The sequence below is a fragment of the Streptomyces sp. NPDC036822 genome (assembly GCF_055609145.1).
This window is the reverse complement of record NZ_JBVJPY010000019.1, coordinates 93,547-112,307: the sequence shown is the minus strand read 5'-3', so window position 1 is coordinate 112,307 and position 18,761 is coordinate 93,547. Positions and strand designations below refer to the sequence as shown.

Annotated in this window: 14 protein-coding genes and 3 pseudogenes; 12 read left to right on the top strand and 5 right to left on the bottom strand. The window is 66.7% G+C overall.

Annotation, left to right across the window (positions count from 1 at the left end):
- Positions 1-112 precede the first annotated feature (112 nt).
- Both ACZ68P_RS30725 and ACZ68P_RS30720 read left to right on the top strand, forming a co-directional pair.
- Positions 113-466, top strand: a complete 354-nt coding sequence (locus ACZ68P_RS30725) for a hypothetical protein (RefSeq protein ID WP_471011929.1) — start codon at positions 113-115, stop codon at positions 464-466.
- Between the two features lie 323 nt (positions 467-789).
- A complete protein-coding gene (locus ACZ68P_RS30720) occupies positions 790-3,537 on the top strand; it encodes an AAA family ATPase (RefSeq protein ID WP_471011926.1) in 2,748 nt (915 codons plus the stop codon).
- Between the two features lie 53 nt (positions 3,538-3,590).
- Here the strand turns inward: ACZ68P_RS30720 and ACZ68P_RS30715 are convergent, their stop codons facing one another.
- From ACZ68P_RS30715 to ACZ68P_RS30705, 3 genes are all read right to left on the bottom strand, one after another.
- Complete coding sequence (locus ACZ68P_RS30715; protein WP_471011945.1) at positions 3,591-3,962, bottom strand: fic family toxin-antitoxin system, toxin component; 372 nt, start codon at positions 3,960-3,962, stop codon at positions 3,591-3,593.
- A gap of 2 nt (positions 3,963-3,964) precedes the next feature.
- Positions 3,965-4,249: a hypothetical protein gene (locus ACZ68P_RS30710; RefSeq protein ID WP_471011924.1), complete on the bottom strand. Its 285-nt coding sequence runs from the start codon at positions 4,247-4,249 to the stop codon at positions 3,965-3,967.
- Positions 4,250-4,423: 174 nt separating this feature from the next.
- On the bottom strand, positions 4,424-5,743 hold the full coding sequence (locus tag ACZ68P_RS30705) for a hypothetical protein (RefSeq protein ID WP_471011921.1): 1,320 nt from the start codon (positions 5,741-5,743) through the stop codon (positions 4,424-4,426).
- Between the two features lie 490 nt (positions 5,744-6,233).
- Between ACZ68P_RS30705 and ACZ68P_RS30700 the strand changes: the two genes are divergently transcribed.
- The 9 genes from ACZ68P_RS30700 to ACZ68P_RS30660 all read left to right on the top strand — a co-directional run bounded on the left by ACZ68P_RS30700 (position 6,234) and on the right by ACZ68P_RS30660 (position 16,027).
- The gene (locus ACZ68P_RS30700; RefSeq protein WP_471011919.1) at positions 6,234-6,569 is read left to right on the top strand and encodes a TIGR02391 family protein; all 336 of its coding nucleotides are present in this window, start codon (positions 6,234-6,236) and stop codon (positions 6,567-6,569) included.
- 504 nt (positions 6,570-7,073) lie between these two features.
- The gene (locus tag ACZ68P_RS30695) at positions 7,074-8,450 is read left to right on the top strand and encodes a hypothetical protein (RefSeq protein WP_471011917.1); all 1,377 of its coding nucleotides are present in this window, start codon (positions 7,074-7,076) and stop codon (positions 8,448-8,450) included.
- A gap of 519 nt (positions 8,451-8,969) precedes the next feature.
- Positions 8,970-10,157, top strand: a complete 1,188-nt coding sequence (locus tag ACZ68P_RS30690; RefSeq protein ID WP_471011915.1) for a pyridoxal phosphate-dependent aminotransferase — start codon at positions 8,970-8,972, stop codon at positions 10,155-10,157.
- Positions 10,154-11,230, top strand: coding sequence for a beta/alpha barrel domain-containing protein (locus ACZ68P_RS30685; protein WP_471011913.1), 1,077 nt, complete (start codon positions 10,154-10,156; stop codon positions 11,228-11,230). Before ACZ68P_RS30690 ends, ACZ68P_RS30685 begins: the two co-directional genes overlap by 4 nt.
- Positions 11,217-12,119 (top strand): ATP-grasp domain-containing protein, encoded by a 903-nt coding sequence (locus tag ACZ68P_RS30680; protein WP_471011912.1) that lies wholly within the window; start codon positions 11,217-11,219, stop codon positions 12,117-12,119. Before ACZ68P_RS30685 ends, ACZ68P_RS30680 begins: the two co-directional genes overlap by 14 nt.
- Position 12,120: 1 nt before the next feature.
- A complete protein-coding gene (locus tag ACZ68P_RS30675) occupies positions 12,121-13,392 on the top strand; it encodes a lanthionine synthetase C family protein (RefSeq protein WP_471011909.1) in 1,272 nt (423 codons plus the stop codon).
- Positions 13,393-13,462: 70 nt separating this feature from the next.
- Positions 13,463-14,485 carry a ketopantoate reductase family protein gene (locus ACZ68P_RS30670; RefSeq protein WP_471011944.1) on the top strand — a complete coding sequence of 341 codons (1,023 nt, stop codon included), beginning with the start codon at positions 13,463-13,465 and terminating at the stop codon, positions 14,483-14,485.
- 140 nt (positions 14,486-14,625) lie between these two features.
- Complete coding sequence (locus tag ACZ68P_RS30665; RefSeq protein ID WP_471011908.1) at positions 14,626-15,822, top strand: cytochrome P450; 1,197 nt, start codon at positions 14,626-14,628, stop codon at positions 15,820-15,822.
- A gap of 4 nt (positions 15,823-15,826) precedes the next feature.
- Positions 15,827-16,027 carry a ferredoxin gene (locus ACZ68P_RS30660; protein ID WP_471011906.1) on the top strand — a complete coding sequence of 67 codons (201 nt, stop codon included), beginning with the start codon at positions 15,827-15,829 and terminating at the stop codon, positions 16,025-16,027.
- Between the two features lie 8 nt (positions 16,028-16,035).
- Here the strand turns inward: ACZ68P_RS30660 and ACZ68P_RS30655 are convergent.
- Positions 16,036-16,760, bottom strand: a pseudogene (locus tag ACZ68P_RS30655) (IS5 family transposase); the annotation flags it as partial.
- Positions 16,760-17,987 (bottom strand): annotated as a pseudogene (locus ACZ68P_RS30650) (IS110 family RNA-guided transposase). The pseudogenes ACZ68P_RS30650 and ACZ68P_RS30655, both read right to left, overlap by 1 nt.
- A gap of 234 nt (positions 17,988-18,221) precedes the next feature.
- On the opposite strand from ACZ68P_RS30650, the pseudogene ACZ68P_RS30645 reads away from it, so the two are divergent.
- Positions 18,222-18,692, top strand: a pseudogene (locus tag ACZ68P_RS30645) (transposase); the annotation flags it as partial.
- Between the last annotated feature and the right edge of the window lie 69 nt (positions 18,693-18,761).

Sequence of the window (18,761 nt, the reverse complement as noted above, 5' to 3'; positions counted from 1 at the left end):
ATCCACGGCCGGGTAGTCACACCCTCCCGAACGGCCGAATCGTCACACCGGTCACGGCCGACCAGGACCGTTCAACAAGATCGTGTTACGAGCTCTTAAGGCGCTCTGTAAGATGAATTCTGCAAGTGCACCCGTCAGGTCATTCTGCACACAAAGTGGGGATATCTTCACGCCTCAACCAAACCCGAACTTCGCTGATTTCGATGAGGAGTTCGTGCATTATGTAGCTGCTCAGCTTGAGCAGAGTGGGTACCACGTATCGGCCAACGCACTCCGTAGCAACATTCCCAGCTCGGACCTCACGAACCTCGGTTCCCAGGGTTCCGAGTACAACGTGGGATATATCGCGCAGGACATCGCCACCCGTGTCGCACATGAGGTGCATCCGCACGTCGTACATGCCACGACCACGGCGATCACCCATGCCTTCCAGACGCTGTACGCCGGCCGATGGGGACGGCTCTGACGCCTTCCGCGACTCGATACCCAGTCGGCGTCGCTTCCTGCCACAACCCTTCGCCGCCCTGGCTCGCGGTGCTATAAGCACTGGTCAGCCAGGGTGGTGACGTGACGTGGAGCCCTCAGCCGTCGTCGGTGTCGAGCTCTCTCGACACGGCCGACGGCCTGGGGGCTCTGCTGGTTCGCCGGACGCCGCGACCCGCACAGACGCTCCGCCGGACCGGAGCGGGCGCGACGTCCTCGGCCCGCCGCTCCCGCCGTCGGCGCGATGCTCTCAGTAGGATGGGGCGCACTGCTGGTTTCCGTCGAGCTTCGGCGTCTGGAGTGCGCGTGAATGATTCCCGCGGCCACCGGTTCATCGGGCGCTCCGATGAGTTGGAGATCCTGCGGAGTACCGCCCGGACCGTGGCCCGTGGAATTCCCCGGGTCGTCGTGATTTCTGGCGCGGACGGCACAGGCAAGACGGTTCTCGTCGAGCATTTCGTGGAGCGGGTCGACAAGGAATTCAACGTCCTCAGGGCATGGGACGTACCGCCGAATCCGGATCTGCCCTTCTACACCGTCACCGGTCTCCTCACTGATGGCGGCGCCTACGCCCCGGAGCCGCTCGCCCAGGGGGCCTCGGGTCCCCAGCTCTCGGTTCTCGGCATGGGGGCGGCAGTCATCAACCTGCTCGACTCGCTGCTCGAGGACGCACCGGTGCTGTTCTGGCTGGACGACGCGCACAGGATCGACATCGAGTCTCTGCAAGCCGTCGGCTTCGCTCTCCTGCGTCAGCGGGCGGAGCACGTGCTGACCGTCGTCTGTACCCAGCAGCCCGCCCAGACGGTGAGGGACATGGGTCTGACGGACCTGGTGCCGACCCCGGAACTCATCGAGCTGACAGGATTCCGACCGGAGGAGACCCGAGACTTCGTCGAGGACCGGACCTCCCGACCGCATTCCGACGAGAAACTGTGGGCTCTCGCCGTGTGGAGCGACGGAAACCCGTTGTTCCTGGAGGCCGCTCTCGGAGCCTTCGGGGGCAACCTGCCCGACGACCCGACCGCCATGAGGGTGCCCGTTTCCCTCCGTGACGCCGTCGGCGCCTGGTCGCGTTCCTTTCCCGCGGCGAGCCGCGCGCTTCTCAACATGCTCGCCGTCCTGGACGCCCCCGCGACCGTCCCGCTCCTCAACGAGTTGCTGGGCACGGCATCGGCCGGTGCGGACGCCGACGTTCTGGTGATCCAGCACGCCGCCGTGTGGGTGAGCGGCGCCGTACCCGCTGTGGCTCTGGTGCACGCCGGCCAGCGGGACGCCCTGTACGCGGCGATGCCCCGAGCGGAACGAAACCGCATACACCTCAGGGCCGCCCAGATCCTGCGGCCACCGGCGAGCTGGCGCCATCAGGTGGCGGCGGCGGAGACGTACGACGCCACTCTGGCCAGGGAGCTGCTCGACGCCGCGGCACGAGAAGTACAGGCCGGGCACGTGGCGCTCGCCGCCGACCACCTCTTCGCCGCAGCCCAGGTCGACCCCGATGCCGGGCACCGGCAGGAGGCACTGGTCTCGGCCGTGCGCCTCCATGTGACAGGGGGCAGGCCTCGAGTCGCGCTGCGCCACGAGCAGGCCGTACTGCGGTCCCCCGACGGACCACGGCGGGACGAGGCACTGGGCCTGCTGAGTCTGGCGAAGGACGAGGCCTCACGCGCCCGATCTCACCTCGACCGGGCGCGCGCGGGCTTCACCGCCCGTGGAGAGATGGTTCTGGCCGCGTCCGCGGCGGCGGAGCTGGGCGTCGCGGAGGGCTACCTGGGGCTAGGACAGGAGTCGCTCGACTCCTCCCTGTTCGCCCTGCGGCACGCCCGGGACGAGGCGGTGCAAGGGATGGCCCAGGCCAACCTTGCTTACGGTCACGCCCTCATCGGCGGTCCCGCCCTGGGCCTGGAACACCTCGGCCATCTGCCGGACCTCCCCGTCCGCGTACCGGCCACCCACACCGACGCGCTCATCTACCGAGGCATGTTCCGCAGCCTCGCGGGAGACCTCGTCGGCGCGGTGAACGACCTCACGGCGGCGGCCCGACGGCGTGACCTCGGGGTGTCGAGAATCAGCAGTGTCTCGGCGCTGACCCACAGCCTCTGGTGCCACTTCGCGCTGGGCGAATGGCAGGACGTCCGCCGCAACCTATCGGTGGCTCTGGACATCACGCACACCACCGGCCGGCCCTCCGACGCCTTCGCGCTCAACGGCTTCATCGCCGTACTGCACGGCTTCAGCGGCCGGCTCGACGAGGCCCGGTGGGCCTTGCGGGAAGCACGGACCGAGGCGTCGGCGGATTTCGAGGGCCCCGCTTTCCATCTCGCGGCCACCCAGGCAGCGGTGGAGTTCGCCGCCGGCGACCACCAGAAGGTGGTGGCCCTCCTCGGACCTGCTGTGGAGGACCCCGCCAACGAGAGCCGCTCCCGCCTCTACGCTCTCCGGCACATGCCCCTGCTCGGAGCGTCGTACGCGCTCACGGGTGACACCGGGCGGGCCCGGGCCGTACTCAGGGAGCTGGCGGCAGCCACACCGCACGGCGCGCTGCTTCCTGTGGTGGTGCGGTGGGTCGAGGGCGCGATCGCGAGTGCCGAAGGCGACCTGGAGGCCGCCGTGCGCGCCTACGAGGAAGGGCTCGCCGTGCCTTCCCACGGCGGCGACCCCGTGCTGCACAAGGCCTGCATCCGGCTGGATCTGGGCGCCGTACTCCTGCGGACCGCCGACGCGGAGGGCGCGCGCGGTCACTTGCGCGCCGCGGAGAAGGTGTTCGCCGGGCTGGGCGCGGAGCCGTTCCGGCAACGGTGCCGCGCGCTGCTGGTGGAGGGCCTGGGAACCTCTTCGGTACAGGGCGGGTACGACGGGGGTTTCTGGGAGGCACTGACCGACCGGGAACGGGATATCGCCCTGCTGGTCGCCCGTGGCTGGACGAACCGCGAGATCGCGGCAGAGCTGTACCTCAGCGCCAAGACGGTCGAGTACCACCTGGCGAACGTCTACGCCAAGAACGGCATCCGAGGTCGGCGAGCGCTGCGCGACATGATGCATGCCCGCGAGACGTGACGACGCGGGCCGCCGACCTCACACGTCCCTTCCTCGCCCAGCCCGTTGCCCCCTCAGGCCTCCCAGGTGCGCAGCTGCTCCGCGATACGGGCGGCGGAGCAGCGAGGGTCGTACAACTCATGTGCCAAAGCGGTGAGTTGGTCGCGCGTCGGAGCGACTCCGATGCCGCTGGCACTGAGGTACATCACGGCTACCGCACAAGCGACAGTGAGGTTGGAACGCTCCAGCCAGCGGCAGCGACCGAGCGTGTGGGTGAGGGCGGCCGCACGGGCGTACGGCCCCCCGTACACCGGCTGCTCGAGAAGCTCCGCGCTGTGGCGGGCGACAGCGGCGAGCGGAACTCCGAGGTCGTCGGGCGCGGGATCCCCGTGGCCGGCGCGCTCGGCGACTTCCAGAAGCCAGGACAGGTCGACGTGCAGGGACATGCTCACGCAGCGGCGCCCCGGTTCCGCGAGGGGGACGCGCTCTGCGAACGTGGCTTGCTCTGCGCGTCGAGGCGTTCTTCGAGTTCGGACAGGAAATCGCCGTGCGCATCGATGAGGCGCTGGGCGGCGGCCATTCCCGCCGCCCGGGCGCCGCTGGTGTCCTCGGAGATGAGGCGCTCGACGTACTTGTTGAAGTCCAGGCCACGGGCGGCGGCCGCGTCCTTCCCCGCGGCGAGCAGGTCGGGGGTCAACCGGAGCTGCGTCTGCTTCCTGTCACTGGTGCTCATCTCCACAGGGTAGCAGGGTGGTAGCAGCCCGGTCAGGGCGGCGCGAGTCCTGCTCCGGCCCCATGGCCCCCGGAGGCCCTCCCGTCGCCGAGGGCGGCAAGGAGGTGAGCAGCGGTGCCCCCGTGCCGGATGACCACCACTCCGACAACTCCTAACCCCGGGCCGGAAGTGAGCTCACCGATCGAATCCCAAAATCCTGCGCAGCTGGGCGTGGAAGTTTTCGGAAAGCATCAGGCACACTTCCTCCTTGATCGGATCGAAGTCACTCGTGTGGAGTTTCAGCTTGTTGGCGAACTTTTCCCTGACCGGCCGGCTCGCAGCGTCAATTACGTTCACCTCTTGCTTCGCACCTTCCATCACATAGTCTCTGCACAGAGATCGGAGATTCGTCCCCTTGTTCGCCAGGAACTCGAGGAACTCGACCCCTTCTGCTGCACCAGCCCGCTGGGCGAGCTCCTTGAACTCAGCCCATTCCGGGGTCCCCATACCCCTTTGAAGGAAATCTTCTACCGAAACGTACTTGATCGCGCGACCTATAGACTTATCCGTGAAGCGCCTCAGGATTTTCTTGGTGTCGGGGCTTTCAGTCAGCGCGCCGCCTACGACGACGGACCCCCTGGACGTCCTTGTCCCCCTCTTCACAACCTTCAGAGATCCTTGCACCAGCAGACCATTATTCTTTCCGGCGAAATCTGCCTGCCAGGATTTGTAGTACAGGTTCCCGGGCGTCTTCAGGTTTTCGATCAAAGCGATTTTCGTTCTGGCATTGAAGGCGAAGTACAGAGTCGCTCCGGGCGGGGCATCCTTCAGCACCTCGCGGTTCGCCGCGTCCACATCGGCTATTTGTTGGAGCCAGTATTCCAGGACTCGGCTCTCGTCCCGCCGCGCCCCTTCCTTGGCCGCTTCCTGGTGCTTGACTTTCTGCCGCGCGACGCTCTCGGGGCCGGGGTCGCCCATCTCGGAGTACGCTTCCCCCCGACCAAGGTGAGCGGAAGCCTCTTCGGCCGCTTCCTGGTGCCTAACATTCTGCCGTGGAATGTTCTTGGGATAGGGGTATCCCGTCTCGAAGTACAGCTCCTCCCGACCATGGTGATCGTAATCGTCTCCGAAGGAATGCTCCTGCGCGCCTGTGTCAGGCACGCGGGACAATTGCTCAAGCCGCTGATCTTTCACTTCCTGCACGACTGACCAGAGCTGGCTCAGACCACCAGCGGAAATTTCTCCGTAGAGGCGAAGGGCGAATTCACTCTGCGGGCTTCGGCGATCCCCTCCCAGGCACTGGACCAGCCGTACAAGCCAGGGTACGTCGCACTCAGGCCAGCCCAGTGATTCACGCGCCTCGATCACTGCAGATTCCCAGTCCTCCACGATCACATGACGCAGCCACCCGCAGTAATCGCGTGCAACCAGGCAACCGGGGACGGTTGCCCCATTACTGGCCAAATAGGCTGCCGCTAGTTCCGGGGATTCCACCACGGGATACAGGTCGTGCACGAACTGCTGAGGGTGCTCTGACCACGCCGACCCCGCTTCCCGGAGGGTGTCCGCCGCCAGGGACCACTCGTCGCGCGCTGCCGAGAGCAGCCATCCAACGTCGTTTGGCATTTCAGGTTCTCACATCCGGTTGACATCAGGCCGAGACCTGATTTTCCACCCACACTGCACGCCCTTGGTGCCGCATGTTCCGCATCTGCCCCGAAGTCGCTTCGCTCTGCCCGTAAAGGCTGACCGGAGGATGAGTCAAGAGGCTCCCGCACGAGAGGAGGCCGCTCCGGGCGACGTCGAGTGGCTGGTGTCGGTCGATTCCACCATCGTCCGGGCTGACCAGCATGCGGCCGGGGCTCGAAACTGCCCTGAGTGGGGCGGTCGGGACCAGGCGGTCGCTCGCCGAAGGCCGGAACCAGTACGGGCCCGGCGTACCCAGCGGCGCCGTGCGGTTCAGGGGCGGCAGCATGATCTTGAACGGCGCACCGAGACAGACGGCGTGCGTGTGCGGCTCCCACCGGCCGGTCGTCCCGGGCGGGACCGGCCAGTAGAAGAGGCCGTCCCTCGTGTCCCCGACGACGGGGCCGCATCCGCCCTGGACCTGGTCCATGAGCGCGGCCGCCGCACGGGCCTGGACGCCGGAGCCGAAGGCGGCGAACAGGAGGCCGCTTCCGCACTGTTGGCCAGCGCGATGGGCGCGTACAAGAACCCCGCCAGCCACCGCACCGTCGATTTCGACGACCCGATTGAGGCGGCTGAGATCATCCAGTTCGCCGACTTGCTGCTGCGGCAGGTTGAACGCGCCGAGCGCCGTCGGACCGCCGCGATCACGTAGTGGAGCAGCGCGGCCGGGATGGAACCGGGTGTGACTCCCGACGCGGTACGGCACACCTCGGCTGCTGCACATTTCAGCTCGGCGGGGTTGATGCCGACCGGCTCGATGTCGTCCGCAAGTGCCTCTTCTGTTTTCAAGCCGACTCGATGATCGGCTGTCCGGGAGATTCATGGTCGTCGTCAGACAGACCATGGGCATCCCGGCTCAACCGCCGAACCCTGGCCGATTGACTCGACGTGCAGAGTTGCGGGGCCCTGCATCAGACGATACAGCTCGGCGACGCACACCGCTCGAATATGACCTAGGTTCGCCCTGATTCACGACAACCATGATGAGCAATCACAAGGGTACAAGCTCGCCTCATCCACCCTTGCCCACATAGCAGTCTGACTATACACAGGTTCCTTCTCGCGCTTTGGTTAATAGCTGATGGCGCGTCGACGGCGCTAGCCAGACTCTGGTCTTGCTCTATGGCAGCCGTTGCCCGCCTAAGGGAGGCATCGCATGTCAGAGTCGCCGATACACCCAACCGGTACGGTGCCCGACGCGCCACCGCCCGCGACAGGACCGGTCATCACGCCGCTGCAGTCGCTCTTGACGACCATTGGCTGGAGTCCGGCACGGCTGGCCCACGCCTTGCGCGGCGTCGCCGCAGAGCGGGGCATAACCGTCGCCTACGACCGGACCACGGTGCGGCGCTGGCTCCAGGGCGCCCGGCCACGGCCGCCCGCGCCCGCGCTGTTGCTGGAATGCCTTTCGCGCGCTGCGGGAAGACCGGTGACCGCCCAGGAGGCCGGCCTGACGAACGGCCCCGCCCCGTTCGTGGACCCTTCTTGGCAGGCGGAGCCCATCCATAAGATCATTCAGCTCACCCGCTTAGAGCTCACCCAGGCAGCGTCATCGAGAGACTCGCACCCTAGTCTGGCGGCGCTAGCTCTGCCCGACTGGTTCACGAGCGCATCGCCACGGAGATCGACCTCCACGCTCAAGAACGCGGCAGCCGAGGCAGAGGAAGCGGTCTTAAGCGGCATGGCCGCGGTCTTTCAAAACACCGCCGAGTTGTATGGCGGCGAACACGTCCGCATTCCCTTGGCCGCCTACATCTCACACCATGTCACCCCTCTTCTCATCCTCCGCACGCCTGGCGGGCCAGGCGAGGCACTGATGTCCGCCACTGCCCAACTCACGCTGCTTCTGGCGGGGATGTGCGCCGACAGCGGGCGCCACCGGACAGCTCAGCATTACCACCAGGTCGCAGCGCAACTCGCGAGTGAAGCTGCTGATGACGCGATGCTCTCCGTCGCCCTTCGGTCCATGGTGGCTCACGCCTACGAACTCGGCTATCACGGTCCGATCGTCCTTGATCTAGCTCGAAGAGCCGCCATGTTTGCAGCCGGCGCCCCACCCGCCGTCCAGACGTACGCGAAGGCCCAACTCGCCGTCTTACTGGCCCATCACGACAAGTCCGCGGCTCTGGCAATGCTCGCCAGCGCGACGCGGTCCTACCAGCAGGTCAGCCCCGCGCCCGATTCGTTCAGCACCTACCCGCCTGGCGCCTTGCACTTCCAGCGTGCCGAGGCCTTCGTCGCCATGGGCGACGTCGCGGCGGGTATACGTGCCTACACCGCGTCATTGCGCATGCGTCAACCCTTCGAGCGTCGCGCCACGGTGCTCACGCACGCTCACCTCGCCGAAGCACATTTGCGTCTCGGCCGCTTGGGCCCGGCGGTCACTCATTGCCGCAACTTCCTCGATGGATACCTCACGCTCCACTCCGCTCGGGCAACGGACCGGCTCCGAGTCCTCCACGAGCAACTTCTTGCATATCGCAATACCTCGGAGGTGGCAGAGTTCCTGACCGCCTCAGAGCGATTCCTATGAAGCCGGCTTCGGTACAGGCAGATCGCCAAGACTCGTCCGACGACCCCTACCAACGTCGGACGAGCCGTCGACTGACCAAGCGCCTGACCTGTGCGACGTCAGCAGCAACCAGCGGGGCGTTGCGCGCTGACCTTGCATCCAACTGGCCCATCTTGATCGCTGTGACGAGTCAGCGACGCATTCACAATCGCACGATGTAGCACTAGATGATGGCCCTCTTCGCCTTCGCCCGCGTGACGGATCCGCCGCCGCTCGTGAAGAATTGCCTTCAGCAGCCATGTCGGCGGACTCGCACGGTGCGGTCCATCCGGTTCCACCACTCGTTGGCGGACGCGGGCAGCCCCCTGTGGAGCGTCCTCGCCTCCGGTCGACCACTACCACCCACTGCAGTCGCTTCCTCTCGGCTCACCACAGGAAGGTCCAGACCGTGACTTTTACTACCTTACCCAACCCGTGAGCACCGGGGAACACGGTTCTCATGCGCCGGGGCCGCAGGTCACCTCGTGTACCGCGTCACCGGTGCCCGGGGTCACCGCGCCTGTGACCGGTCGCTTCCCTCCCGACCGCCTCATCTCGGGCCTTTCCGCAGCAGCCCGGCGCACGCTCGCACTCCCTCGTCGCATTACCCGTGAAGAGGGGAAGCAGGGGGTCATCTCCCTCGACCGAGGTGACCCGGCTTTCCGCACTCCCGGCCTCGTCACCGAGGCTGCAGCGGCGGCAATCCGTGAGGGCTACACCCACTACGGCGACCTCGATGGCGACCTTGAGCTGCGCACCCATATTGCCCAAGCCGCCAGCGCGAGAAGCGACTTCGACATTAGTCCTACGCAAGTCGTCATCACTCCAGGTTCGACCGCTGCCGTATCGTCGGTCCTGACCACGCTGGTAGACCCCGGCGACCGGGTAGTGCTCCTCGATCCCACATATGCGGCGTACGGGGAGCAGATCGCCTTGGTCGGCGGCGTTCCCGTCCGCGTCGCCTTCCGGTCGGATGGTCATCTTGACCTTGCCGCGCTGCACAGAGCGGCAGGCGGCGCCAAGGTCATCATTCTCTGTCACCCGGCCAGCCCCACCGGCGTGGTCTTCACCCGCGACGAGCTCCACGCGCTGGGCGAACTGCTCGCCGACACCGGCTGCGTACTGCTCGCCGACGAGGCATACGCCGACATGGTCTATGACGGACGACCGTTCACGTCGACCCTCGACGTGCCCTGCCTGCGATCTCGGCTGATCATGAGCCGCACCTTGTCCAAAACATACGCCATGGCCGGCTGGAGAATCGGCTACCTAGTACTCCCGCCCGGCTTGGCGGAGCCGGTGAACCTGGTCCACCGGACCTACAACCTCGTCGCGAACGCGGCCGTGCAGCGGGCGGCCCTCGCCGCCCTTCGGACCGGCCCGGAGCTGTTCGCCCCCATGCTGCGTGTATACACCGCGCATCGGAACATGACGATGGCCTGGGTCCGCGAGACCGAACTGCTAACGGCCAAGACGCCTGAGGCGACGTTCTACGTCTTCGCCCGCTACCTCGGAAGCCGGACCTCGGTCGACGTTGTGCAGCACCTGACCGACCACGGTGTGCGGGTGCGTGCGGGCTCGTACGACGGGCCGAGCGGCGAGCATCACCTGCGCATTTGCTTCGCCGCCGCCACTCCTGTGCTCACCGAGGGTCTAGGCCGACTCACGAAGGGACTGCGCGCACTGTGAACACGACCCCTCTTCGCTCTCCACCCCCCAACCCCGGAAACACAGCCTTTCCCGATGGCACCCTGCTGGACTGCACGCTCCGCGAGGGGCCCTACGAGTGTCGATTCGATGTCCTGAGCGCCACTGCGATTACGCGCGCGCTTGTGGCGGCGGGTGTCCGGCATGTCGAGGTCGGCGCCGAGACCGGGCTGGCAAGCCGTGACGACGTCGACGACATCGCGGCCATCGTCACCTCCAAGAAGGCTGCACCCCAGGCGGTGATCGGCGTCATAGCCGGCGTGGGCACCGCACGGTCGGCCGACCTGCGACACGCGGCCGAGGCTGGCGTGTCCTTCATCCGGGTGGCGACCGCCGCGACGCGTTGGAGGGAGGCGCTGCCCATGATCGAGGCGGTGCGGTCCCTCGGCGTCACGGCGACGTTCAACGCCATCACGGCGCACAGCGTCAGCGTTTCGGACTTCGCCCGCCTTGCGAAGGACGCGACCTCCGCCGGCGCGACCGTCGTCTACCTAGTGGACTCAGCCGGCACCATGTTGCCGCGCGATGTCGTCAGCCGTACCGTGTCCGCCATAGACGCCGGGGCCAGGGTCGGTTTTCACGGGCACGACAATCTGACACTCGCGGTCGCCAACTCCCTGGCGGCCCTGGACGCCGGGGCTTCGGTTCTCGACGGAACCCTCCGCGGCATCGGTCGCAGCGCCGGCAACGCACAGCTCGAGGTACTCTCCTCCGCCGCATGGCGGCAGACCGGCGTGGCATACGCCGACAGCGACGCCCTGGCGAAGGCCGCAGAGCAGCTCATCGCCAAACGCCGTCCGCGCGACCGCGGTGTCGGCTACCTCGATCAGTGCATGGGCGAGGGCGGGTTCCACTCCGCAGAGCTCGACGCCGCTCTGCGCGTCGCCGCCCAGTACAACGTCCCCATCGGTCCCCTTCTTCGCTCGGCAGGATGGGATGACGTGGCCGACACGGACGATTCCGCCCTCCTCGAAGCCGCACTCGCGCTGAAGGGCACCGCGCCGGCCTCCGCCACGGCGGACCACACAGGAAGCCGGCGCCATGAGCGGCCGTAGCCACCCGCCCGGCGGACTCAGCCACGCTCAGCTGCCCCACGTCGCCATCGTGACCTGCCGCAAGTATCCCCACTTGTACGAGGAGGACCGGCCGCTGCTGGACGCCTTGAGCCGGCGTGGCATGAAGGCGGGCATCGCCGTGTGGGACGACTCGTCCATGGATTGGGGTGCCTTCGACGTCGTCCTGGTCCGCTCTCCTTGGGACTACCCCTCCCGACCTGAGGAGTTTCTGGCCTGGTACGCCACCGTGTCCGCGGTGACGTCGGTCGTCAACTCCTATGAGACGGTCCGCGGCAACCAGCACAAGGGCTACCTCCGCGAGCTGTGGCAGCGCGGAGCGCCGACGATCCCCACGGCCGTGATCGCCAGGCCGTCCGCTGCCGCGAGCGTCGCAGCCGATTACGGTTGGGACGAGGCGGTCCTGAAGCCCGCCATCAGCATGGGCGGGCGGGGCGTCCACCGCCTGGCGGAAGCCGACCTTCCGGCGCTTGACGCGGGATCCACCGGGGATTGGATAGTCCAGCCTCTGCTGCGCCGTATCGAGGATGAGGGGGAGATCTCTCTAGTCTACGTCGACGGACAGCCTACCCACGCCGTTCGCAAGTGGCCTGCTGCTGGCGAGATCCGCATCCAGGAATCTCACGGCGGCTCGCACGGCTCTTACCCTCTGGAGGCGGAACTCCTCGCGGTGGGAGACGCCGTAGTCGACATGGCCGGGGTCCGCGGAGAGCTCGTAGTACGGGTGGACGTGATCCGGGACGACGAGGGACATCTGCTCCTCGGTGAACTGGAGCTCACAAGCCCGCGGCTGTTCTTCGGTTACTGCCCTTCGGCCGTGGAGCTTCTCGCCGAGGCCGTCCGTACCCGTCTAGTTCTGTCAGGCGGCTGACGTGAGCACCGCTTTGACGCCGTCTCCAGCCCTAGGGCCGGTGTATCGCCTTGTTCGCCTGGCGCGTCAGCCGGGCGTGGCAGTGGCGCCCATCACCGACGCGCCCTTTGTCCGGGCCAAGGCTGATGTGCCAGTTCAATGCCGAAGTCAGTGTCTCGCCCATGGAGCACCCGGGATCGCCCTCGCTGCGTTCGAGTACGCGCGAGGCGGGGGCGATCACGACCCGGCCCATAGCTGGGCAGCTGCAGCGATCGGTGCTCCCATAAACGCGACACCGTCCGCTGGCCTGTTCCGCGGTGCGCCGGCCGTCTCCTACGCGCTGCACGCCTCCGGCCCCCACGCCTTCCGGACCGCCCGCGTCCTGCTGGACGCCCAAATCGCCGACATGACCCGCCGGCGCTTGGCGGCCGCCCACGCCCGTATCGAAGCGAGGCAGCTCTCGAAGTCCAGCGAATGGAATCTCGTCTCCGGGTTATCCGGCATCGGTACATTCCTCCTTGAGCGGCACACCGACAGCGAACTGCTCCGCGACGTGCTCTCCTACCTGGTACGCCTCAGCGAACCCTTGACGCTGGAGGGGCAACGACTGCCCGGCTGGTGGTGCGTCCCCGACCGCGTGCGAAGCACGTCAGTGGTCCCCGCGGACGGATACGTCCACACTGGGATGGCCCACGGCCTGGCCGGTCCGCTGGCGCTACTCGCGACCGCGCTGAGACACGATGTGAGGGTCTGCGGGCAGGCAGAGGCGATCGAGCGCTTCTGCGCGTGGCTGGACCTCTTCCGCCGCGAAAGGGCAACGGGCCCCACGTGGCCCCAGACGATTTGCCGTCGCGAGGACACTTTCGTGCCCATGCCCGGCATCGTTCCTCGACCGTCGTGGAGCCTGGGGGCACCAGGCGTAGCGCGGGCTGAACAGCTCGCCGGGCTCGCACTGTCTGACCTCCGCCGGCAGAAGGCTGCCGAAGACGCCCTGCTTTCTCTACTGCGCGAGCCGGCGCAGCTCATGGCCCTCTCCGGCGCCGGCATCGCCGACGGATGGGCTGGGCTGCTGCTCACGTTCTGGCGCGCTGCGACCGATGCAACGGACCCACGGCTCTCCGGAGAGCTACCGCGGCTGCGCGCTCTTGTCTCCCAAGAACTCCGTGACAGCCCTGCTGCGGGCGGGACGGGCTTGCTTCACGGCAGCACCGGAAGGGACCTCGTCCTGTACACGGTGGCCGTCGACGCGCCGCTCGCCTACCGCTGGGACGCATGCCTTCTGGTCGCGGGATGACGCGGCCCTCCCACCCGACAGAAAAGGAGGAAGCGTGAGCACCTCGCAGCGGCCCTCCTCCCCGCCCCACCTGCGCTACGTGATCATCGGGGCCGGTGCCGTGGGCGGCACCCTCGGGGCCCGCCTGACCCAGGCCGGCCATGACGTGGTGCTGGTAGCACGCGGCCTCCATCTGGAAGCGATTCAGCGGAAGGGCCTGCAGCTCGTAACACCGCAAGGGGATACGACACACCGACCGTCGATCATCGACGGCCCCCGCGCACTGGGCGCACTGGGCAAGAACGATGTCCTCGTTCTCGCCGTCAAGACACAGGACACCGAGACGGCACTCCTACCCTGGACAGGCGCCCCGGTGCGCCATCATGGTACGGCAGCGGAGCACCTTCCGCTGGTGCACATGCAGAATGGAATCGAGGGCCCCCGCATCGGGCTGCGCCGATTCAGCCGCACGTATGCGACGTGCGTGTGGCTGCCCTCCTCATTCAGCGAACCCGGCGTCGTGCACGCCTATGGACATCCCCGAAGCGGCGTGCTGCACCTGGGCAGGTATCCCAGTGGCGCTGACGACCTCGCTCAGCGCATCGCCCGTGATCTAACCGCCGCGTGCTTCGATGTGTCGGTCACACCCAATGTCTCCTACTGGCTATACGCCAAACTGCTCGGCAACTTGAACAACGCCCTTGAGGCGCTCAGCGGCCCGATCACCACCCCTGAAGCCATTCGGCTTGCTGAGCGGGTACGCGCTGAGGGGGAGGCGGTTCTGGCGGCGGCAGGGATCGCCCACGCCAGCAGGGCGGAGCAGCTAAGCGCCCGAGTCGGGCGTGCCGACCTGTTCCCTGTAAGTGGCGTGGGCAGGGCAGGCGGGTCCTCGTGGCAGTCCCTGCTCCGAGGCACCGGCACCATTGAGGCAGACCACCTCAACGGTGAGATCGTCTTTCTCGGCCGCCTTCACGGCGTCCCGGCTCCGCTCAACGAGCTGCTGCAGCGTCTGGCAAACCGCTTTGCCCTCGAGAGGCTTCCGGCCGGGTCACTTCCTCTGCCTGAATTGATACGCCTGGCCGGTCGCGCCGTCAGTGCGCGGCGGGGTACTTAGACGGCCATCTACCCGTCCGGGAATGGCCCGGCGCTGTCGCCCGGCAGAACATCGGTTCTCGCGAGCACCATCGTTTTCCCCGGCCCTTATCGCCCACCGTCAGCCGTCTCGTCTGGACTACAGACCCTCGGAGGTCATCCATGGATCCGGCACTTCATCCCGAATCCTCCGCCGCCTATCCCTTCAATGCACCCATCGGGCTGCGCCTGTCTGCGGAGTACGAGCACGTACGCGCGCGAGCCGGTCTGGCACGCGTTCAGCTGGCCTACGGAGAGCCGGCGTGGCTAGTGACCCGCCATGTCGACGCCCGTAGTGTCCTGAGCGACAGGCGTTTCGGCCGCTCCGAGTCGACGCTGCACGACGAGCCCCGCGCTACCAAGGGCCGCGCTGGACGAGGTCTGATCGCCATGGATCCGCCGCAGCACACATGGGTCCGCGCCGCCGTAGCCCGTGCCTTCACTGTCCGGCAGGTCGAAAGCATGCGGCCCTGGGTGCGTTCCCTAGTGGCGGTGTACCTGGACCGGATGCACGCCAGCGGACGGTCGGCCGATCTCGTGTCCCAGCTCGCGATTCCACTCCCGCTGGCGGTGCTACGCCGGTTGCTGGGCGCACCTGAGGCCGACTTCCCTCAGCTCCGGGCATGGAGCGAGGCTCTGCTGATGAGCAACTCGCTTCCGACGGAAGAGTTCGAAGCGAACTTCGAGGCATTCCGCGCCTACGTCCGCGAGCTCATCCGCAGCCACCGGGAGGATCCACGGGACGACCTAATCACGCTGCTCATCGAGGGCGGGCGTGACAAGACCCCGCTCTCCGACCATGAGATGGAGCAGTTGTGCCTGTGTCTCCAACTGGCCGGCAGCGTCAGTCCTTCCTCGCAGATCGCCAACTTCGCCTACACCCTGCTGCAACATCCGGACCAGTTCGCGCTCTTGCGTGAGGACCCCGATCTCGTACCAAACGCGGTCGAGGAACTCTTGCGGTTCGTGCAATTGCGTATCGGATCACTGCATCCGCGGTACGCGAGAGCGGACGTGGAAGTGGGGGGCACGCTGGTTCGCGCAGGAGAGGCTGTGCTGGTGGACCTGGGGGCGGCGAACCACGACCCGGCGCAGTTCGAGAACCCTGATGTCCTGGACGTCACGCGTCAGGGCATCAAGCATGTCGCCTTCGGACATGGGTTCCATCACTGTGTGGGTGCCCCGCTGGGCAGAGTCGAGCTGCAGGAGGTCCTCACCGCGCTCATCACACGCTGTCCGGAACTGGCGATCGCTGGGGAGGTCACCTGGAAGATGGAGGCCTCGCTGTGGGGCCCGCGCACGCTCCCGGTGGGATGGTGACGGCATGCCCGGCAAGTACGTAGTGGAGGCGGACCCGACGAGGTGTATCGGGTCCGGTATATGCGCGGCCGTGGCGCCGGAAATCTTCGAGCTCCGTGATCAGCGGGTGGATGTGCGTGTGCGGGAGACCGATGAGGATGATGGTGCCCTTGAGGCTGAGGAAATCTGCCCCGCACGCGCGATCATGGTGCGCAGGTGCCCTTAGACCGTGTCCTATGTGGTGAGGCGGACGAGTCGCTTGTAGCAGCAGATGGCTGCGGCGAGGCCGAGGAAGGCCAGGTAGTTGCGGGGATGGCGTTCATAGCGGTGGTTGAGCCGGCGGTAGCCGGTCAGCTAGGACATGGTCCGCTCGATCACCCACCGGCGACGTCCGAGTCGTTCTGACGACTCGATGCCCTTGCGGGCGATCCGGACGCCGATGCGTTTCCTGCGGAGCCATTTTCGCAGCTCAGGTATGTCATAGGCCTTGTCGGCGTGCAGGCGCTGGGGTTTGAAGTGACGGCCGCGGTGGGGGTCGTGTCTCGTTTGGTGACCGAGCACCATGGGCTTGAGGGCCTGGCTGTCGTGGGTGTTGGCGGCCGAGACTCCGACGAGGAGGGGCAGTCCGTTCGCGTCCGACAGGATGTGCATCTTGGAACCCGCTTTGCCCCGGTCCACGGGGCTCGGGCCTGTGAGTTCGCCCCTTTTTTCGCCCTCACATGGGCGGAGTCGAGGACGGCTCGGGACAGGTCGAGCAGGCCGGCGTCGTCGAGGTGGTGCAGGATCTCCTCGTGCAGCCGGCCCCACACCCCGGCCCGTGACCAGATCAGGAACCGGCGATGGGCGGTGGACTTCGAGACCCCGAAGCACGGCGGCAAGGCCCGCCAGGCGCAGCCGCTGACCAGCACGTAGATGATCGCGGCGAAGAGCGTCTCATCAGGCGTGTCCTGCGTCCCGCCTACTCCGGTGAGATTTCGTGTCCTGAGCTGGTGGTTGTTGTTGTCCGGGTATGGAGGCGATAGCTGAAGTAGAGCGCTGGCAGGCTGAGTTGGAGTCGGTGTTCGTTCGGGTGGCGGGCCAGGCAAACGAGGGCCGCGACGTGGTGTTTCCCCTCGCGTCGTTTCTTGTTAGGAGGCGCGTGAGTCGGGCTGCAACAGTGAGGCGAACCCGGCGAGGTAGAACGCTCGCTTGAGGTGCCGGTTGTCTCGCCTGGAAGGGTGCTCGCCGCGGATGGACAAGCCGGATCTGCGGGTGGCCGGCGTAGGCGGCGAGGTGCCCGGCGGCGGTGAAACCACTGCCGTCACCGATGTCGACGAGGATCCGGGCCGCGGTCCTGACCCCGATGCCGGGCATCGAGATCAGGACCTGGGAAAGAGGGTGGGCCTCCAGCAGTTCTTCGATCCTGCTGGCCAGGAGCTTGCGCTGGTCGAGCACTGCGGCCAGCGAGCCGGCCAGGATGGGAATGATCAGTGCCGGGGCCTCGGTGCCGGGAACGATGACGGTCTGCTCGTCCAGGGCGGTGAAGATGTCCTCAACGAGACGTTCGGCCATGTGTAGTGCTTTGGGCCGCAGAATCGTTACCAGCCGCCGCCTGCCGGCTTTCCTCAGCTGAGAGGGCGATCCGTAGCGTTCCAGCAGAAACAGGACCGCCGGATGATCCAGACGAGGGCTCAGCACTCTCTCGAGCGAGGGATGGATCTGGGTGAGGAGGCCGCGCATGCGGTTCTTGACCCGGGTCACCTCGCCGGCCAGGTCGTCGTCAAAACCAATGACCATGTTCAGCTCGGCGACCGTTTCGTCATCCGGAGCCTGGTCAAGCAGGGTATGCGGCATGGTCCGGGCAGCAACCGCGATGATCGCGGCGTCACGAGCGTCGGTCTTCGACTCACCTGGATACAGATCGGCGATCCGCCGCATCGTCAGCCCGGGAAGGTAGGCCACGTGGCAGCCGGCATCGCGGGCAACGGCCAGCGGCAGAGCCCCGATCGAGGCCGCTGGTCCACCACGACCAGCACGGTTCCGTGCCTGGCCTGCAGTTTCGTAAACAGCTCCCGCAACCGCGGTTCACTGTTCGGCAGCGGTTTGTCGAATACTCTCTTACCCGCCGGGGTGATGGCAGTGCCGTGGTGTTCACCCTTGCCGACGTCCAGACCGAGGTAGACATCGAGCTCGCCATTATGGTGCATAAGTCCTCCCCAGCAGACCCTTCCCGGTCTCACCTGCGGCATCAGCGTGCCGGCATCCACGTTACGAAGGCCTGCTTCACCTCGACGAGCAAGGCGAGCGGTCATGCCCCTGATCAGCGGTCTGCCAATGCCTCCCGGCCGGTGACACCACTTTTCGACCATGATCGACAAGGGGCGCAAGTCATGCCGGACCCGGAGACCGGAACCCCATTGCGGGGCCACGTAGAAGGTAACGGGGGCGAGCTCACAGGTCCGAGCCCCATGGACCGGGGTAGAGCAGGTTCCAGGATGCACGTCCTGTCGGATGCGAACGGACTGCCCCTGGTCATCGGCGTCTCCGTGGCTAACACGCACGGGAGCCAAGCGCTGAAGTCGATGGTTGCCGGTCTCCAATCGAGACACGACCCGTATCGCGGCTGGAACTACGAGCACGGCAAACTCCACGCAGACAAGACCTACGACGTACCTGAACTGCGGAAACGGTTAGTGGCGGACGTATCACAGTTCGGATCGCCCGCAAGGGCATCGAGTCGAGCGAACGACTCGGTCGCCGGCGCTGGGTCATCGAGCGCACCCTGTCCTGGCTCACGGGCTACCGCCGCCTCAACCACCGCTACGAGCGCCATCCCCGCAACTACCTCGCCTTCCTCGGCCTCGCCGCAGCCCTCTGCACGCTACAAACGGCTCATCCGCCTCACCACGTAGGACAACCGCCTTAGCACCATCGCAGGCGCGGCTCCCGCTGGTCTGGTCCGGGGACGGGGGCGGTCTAGT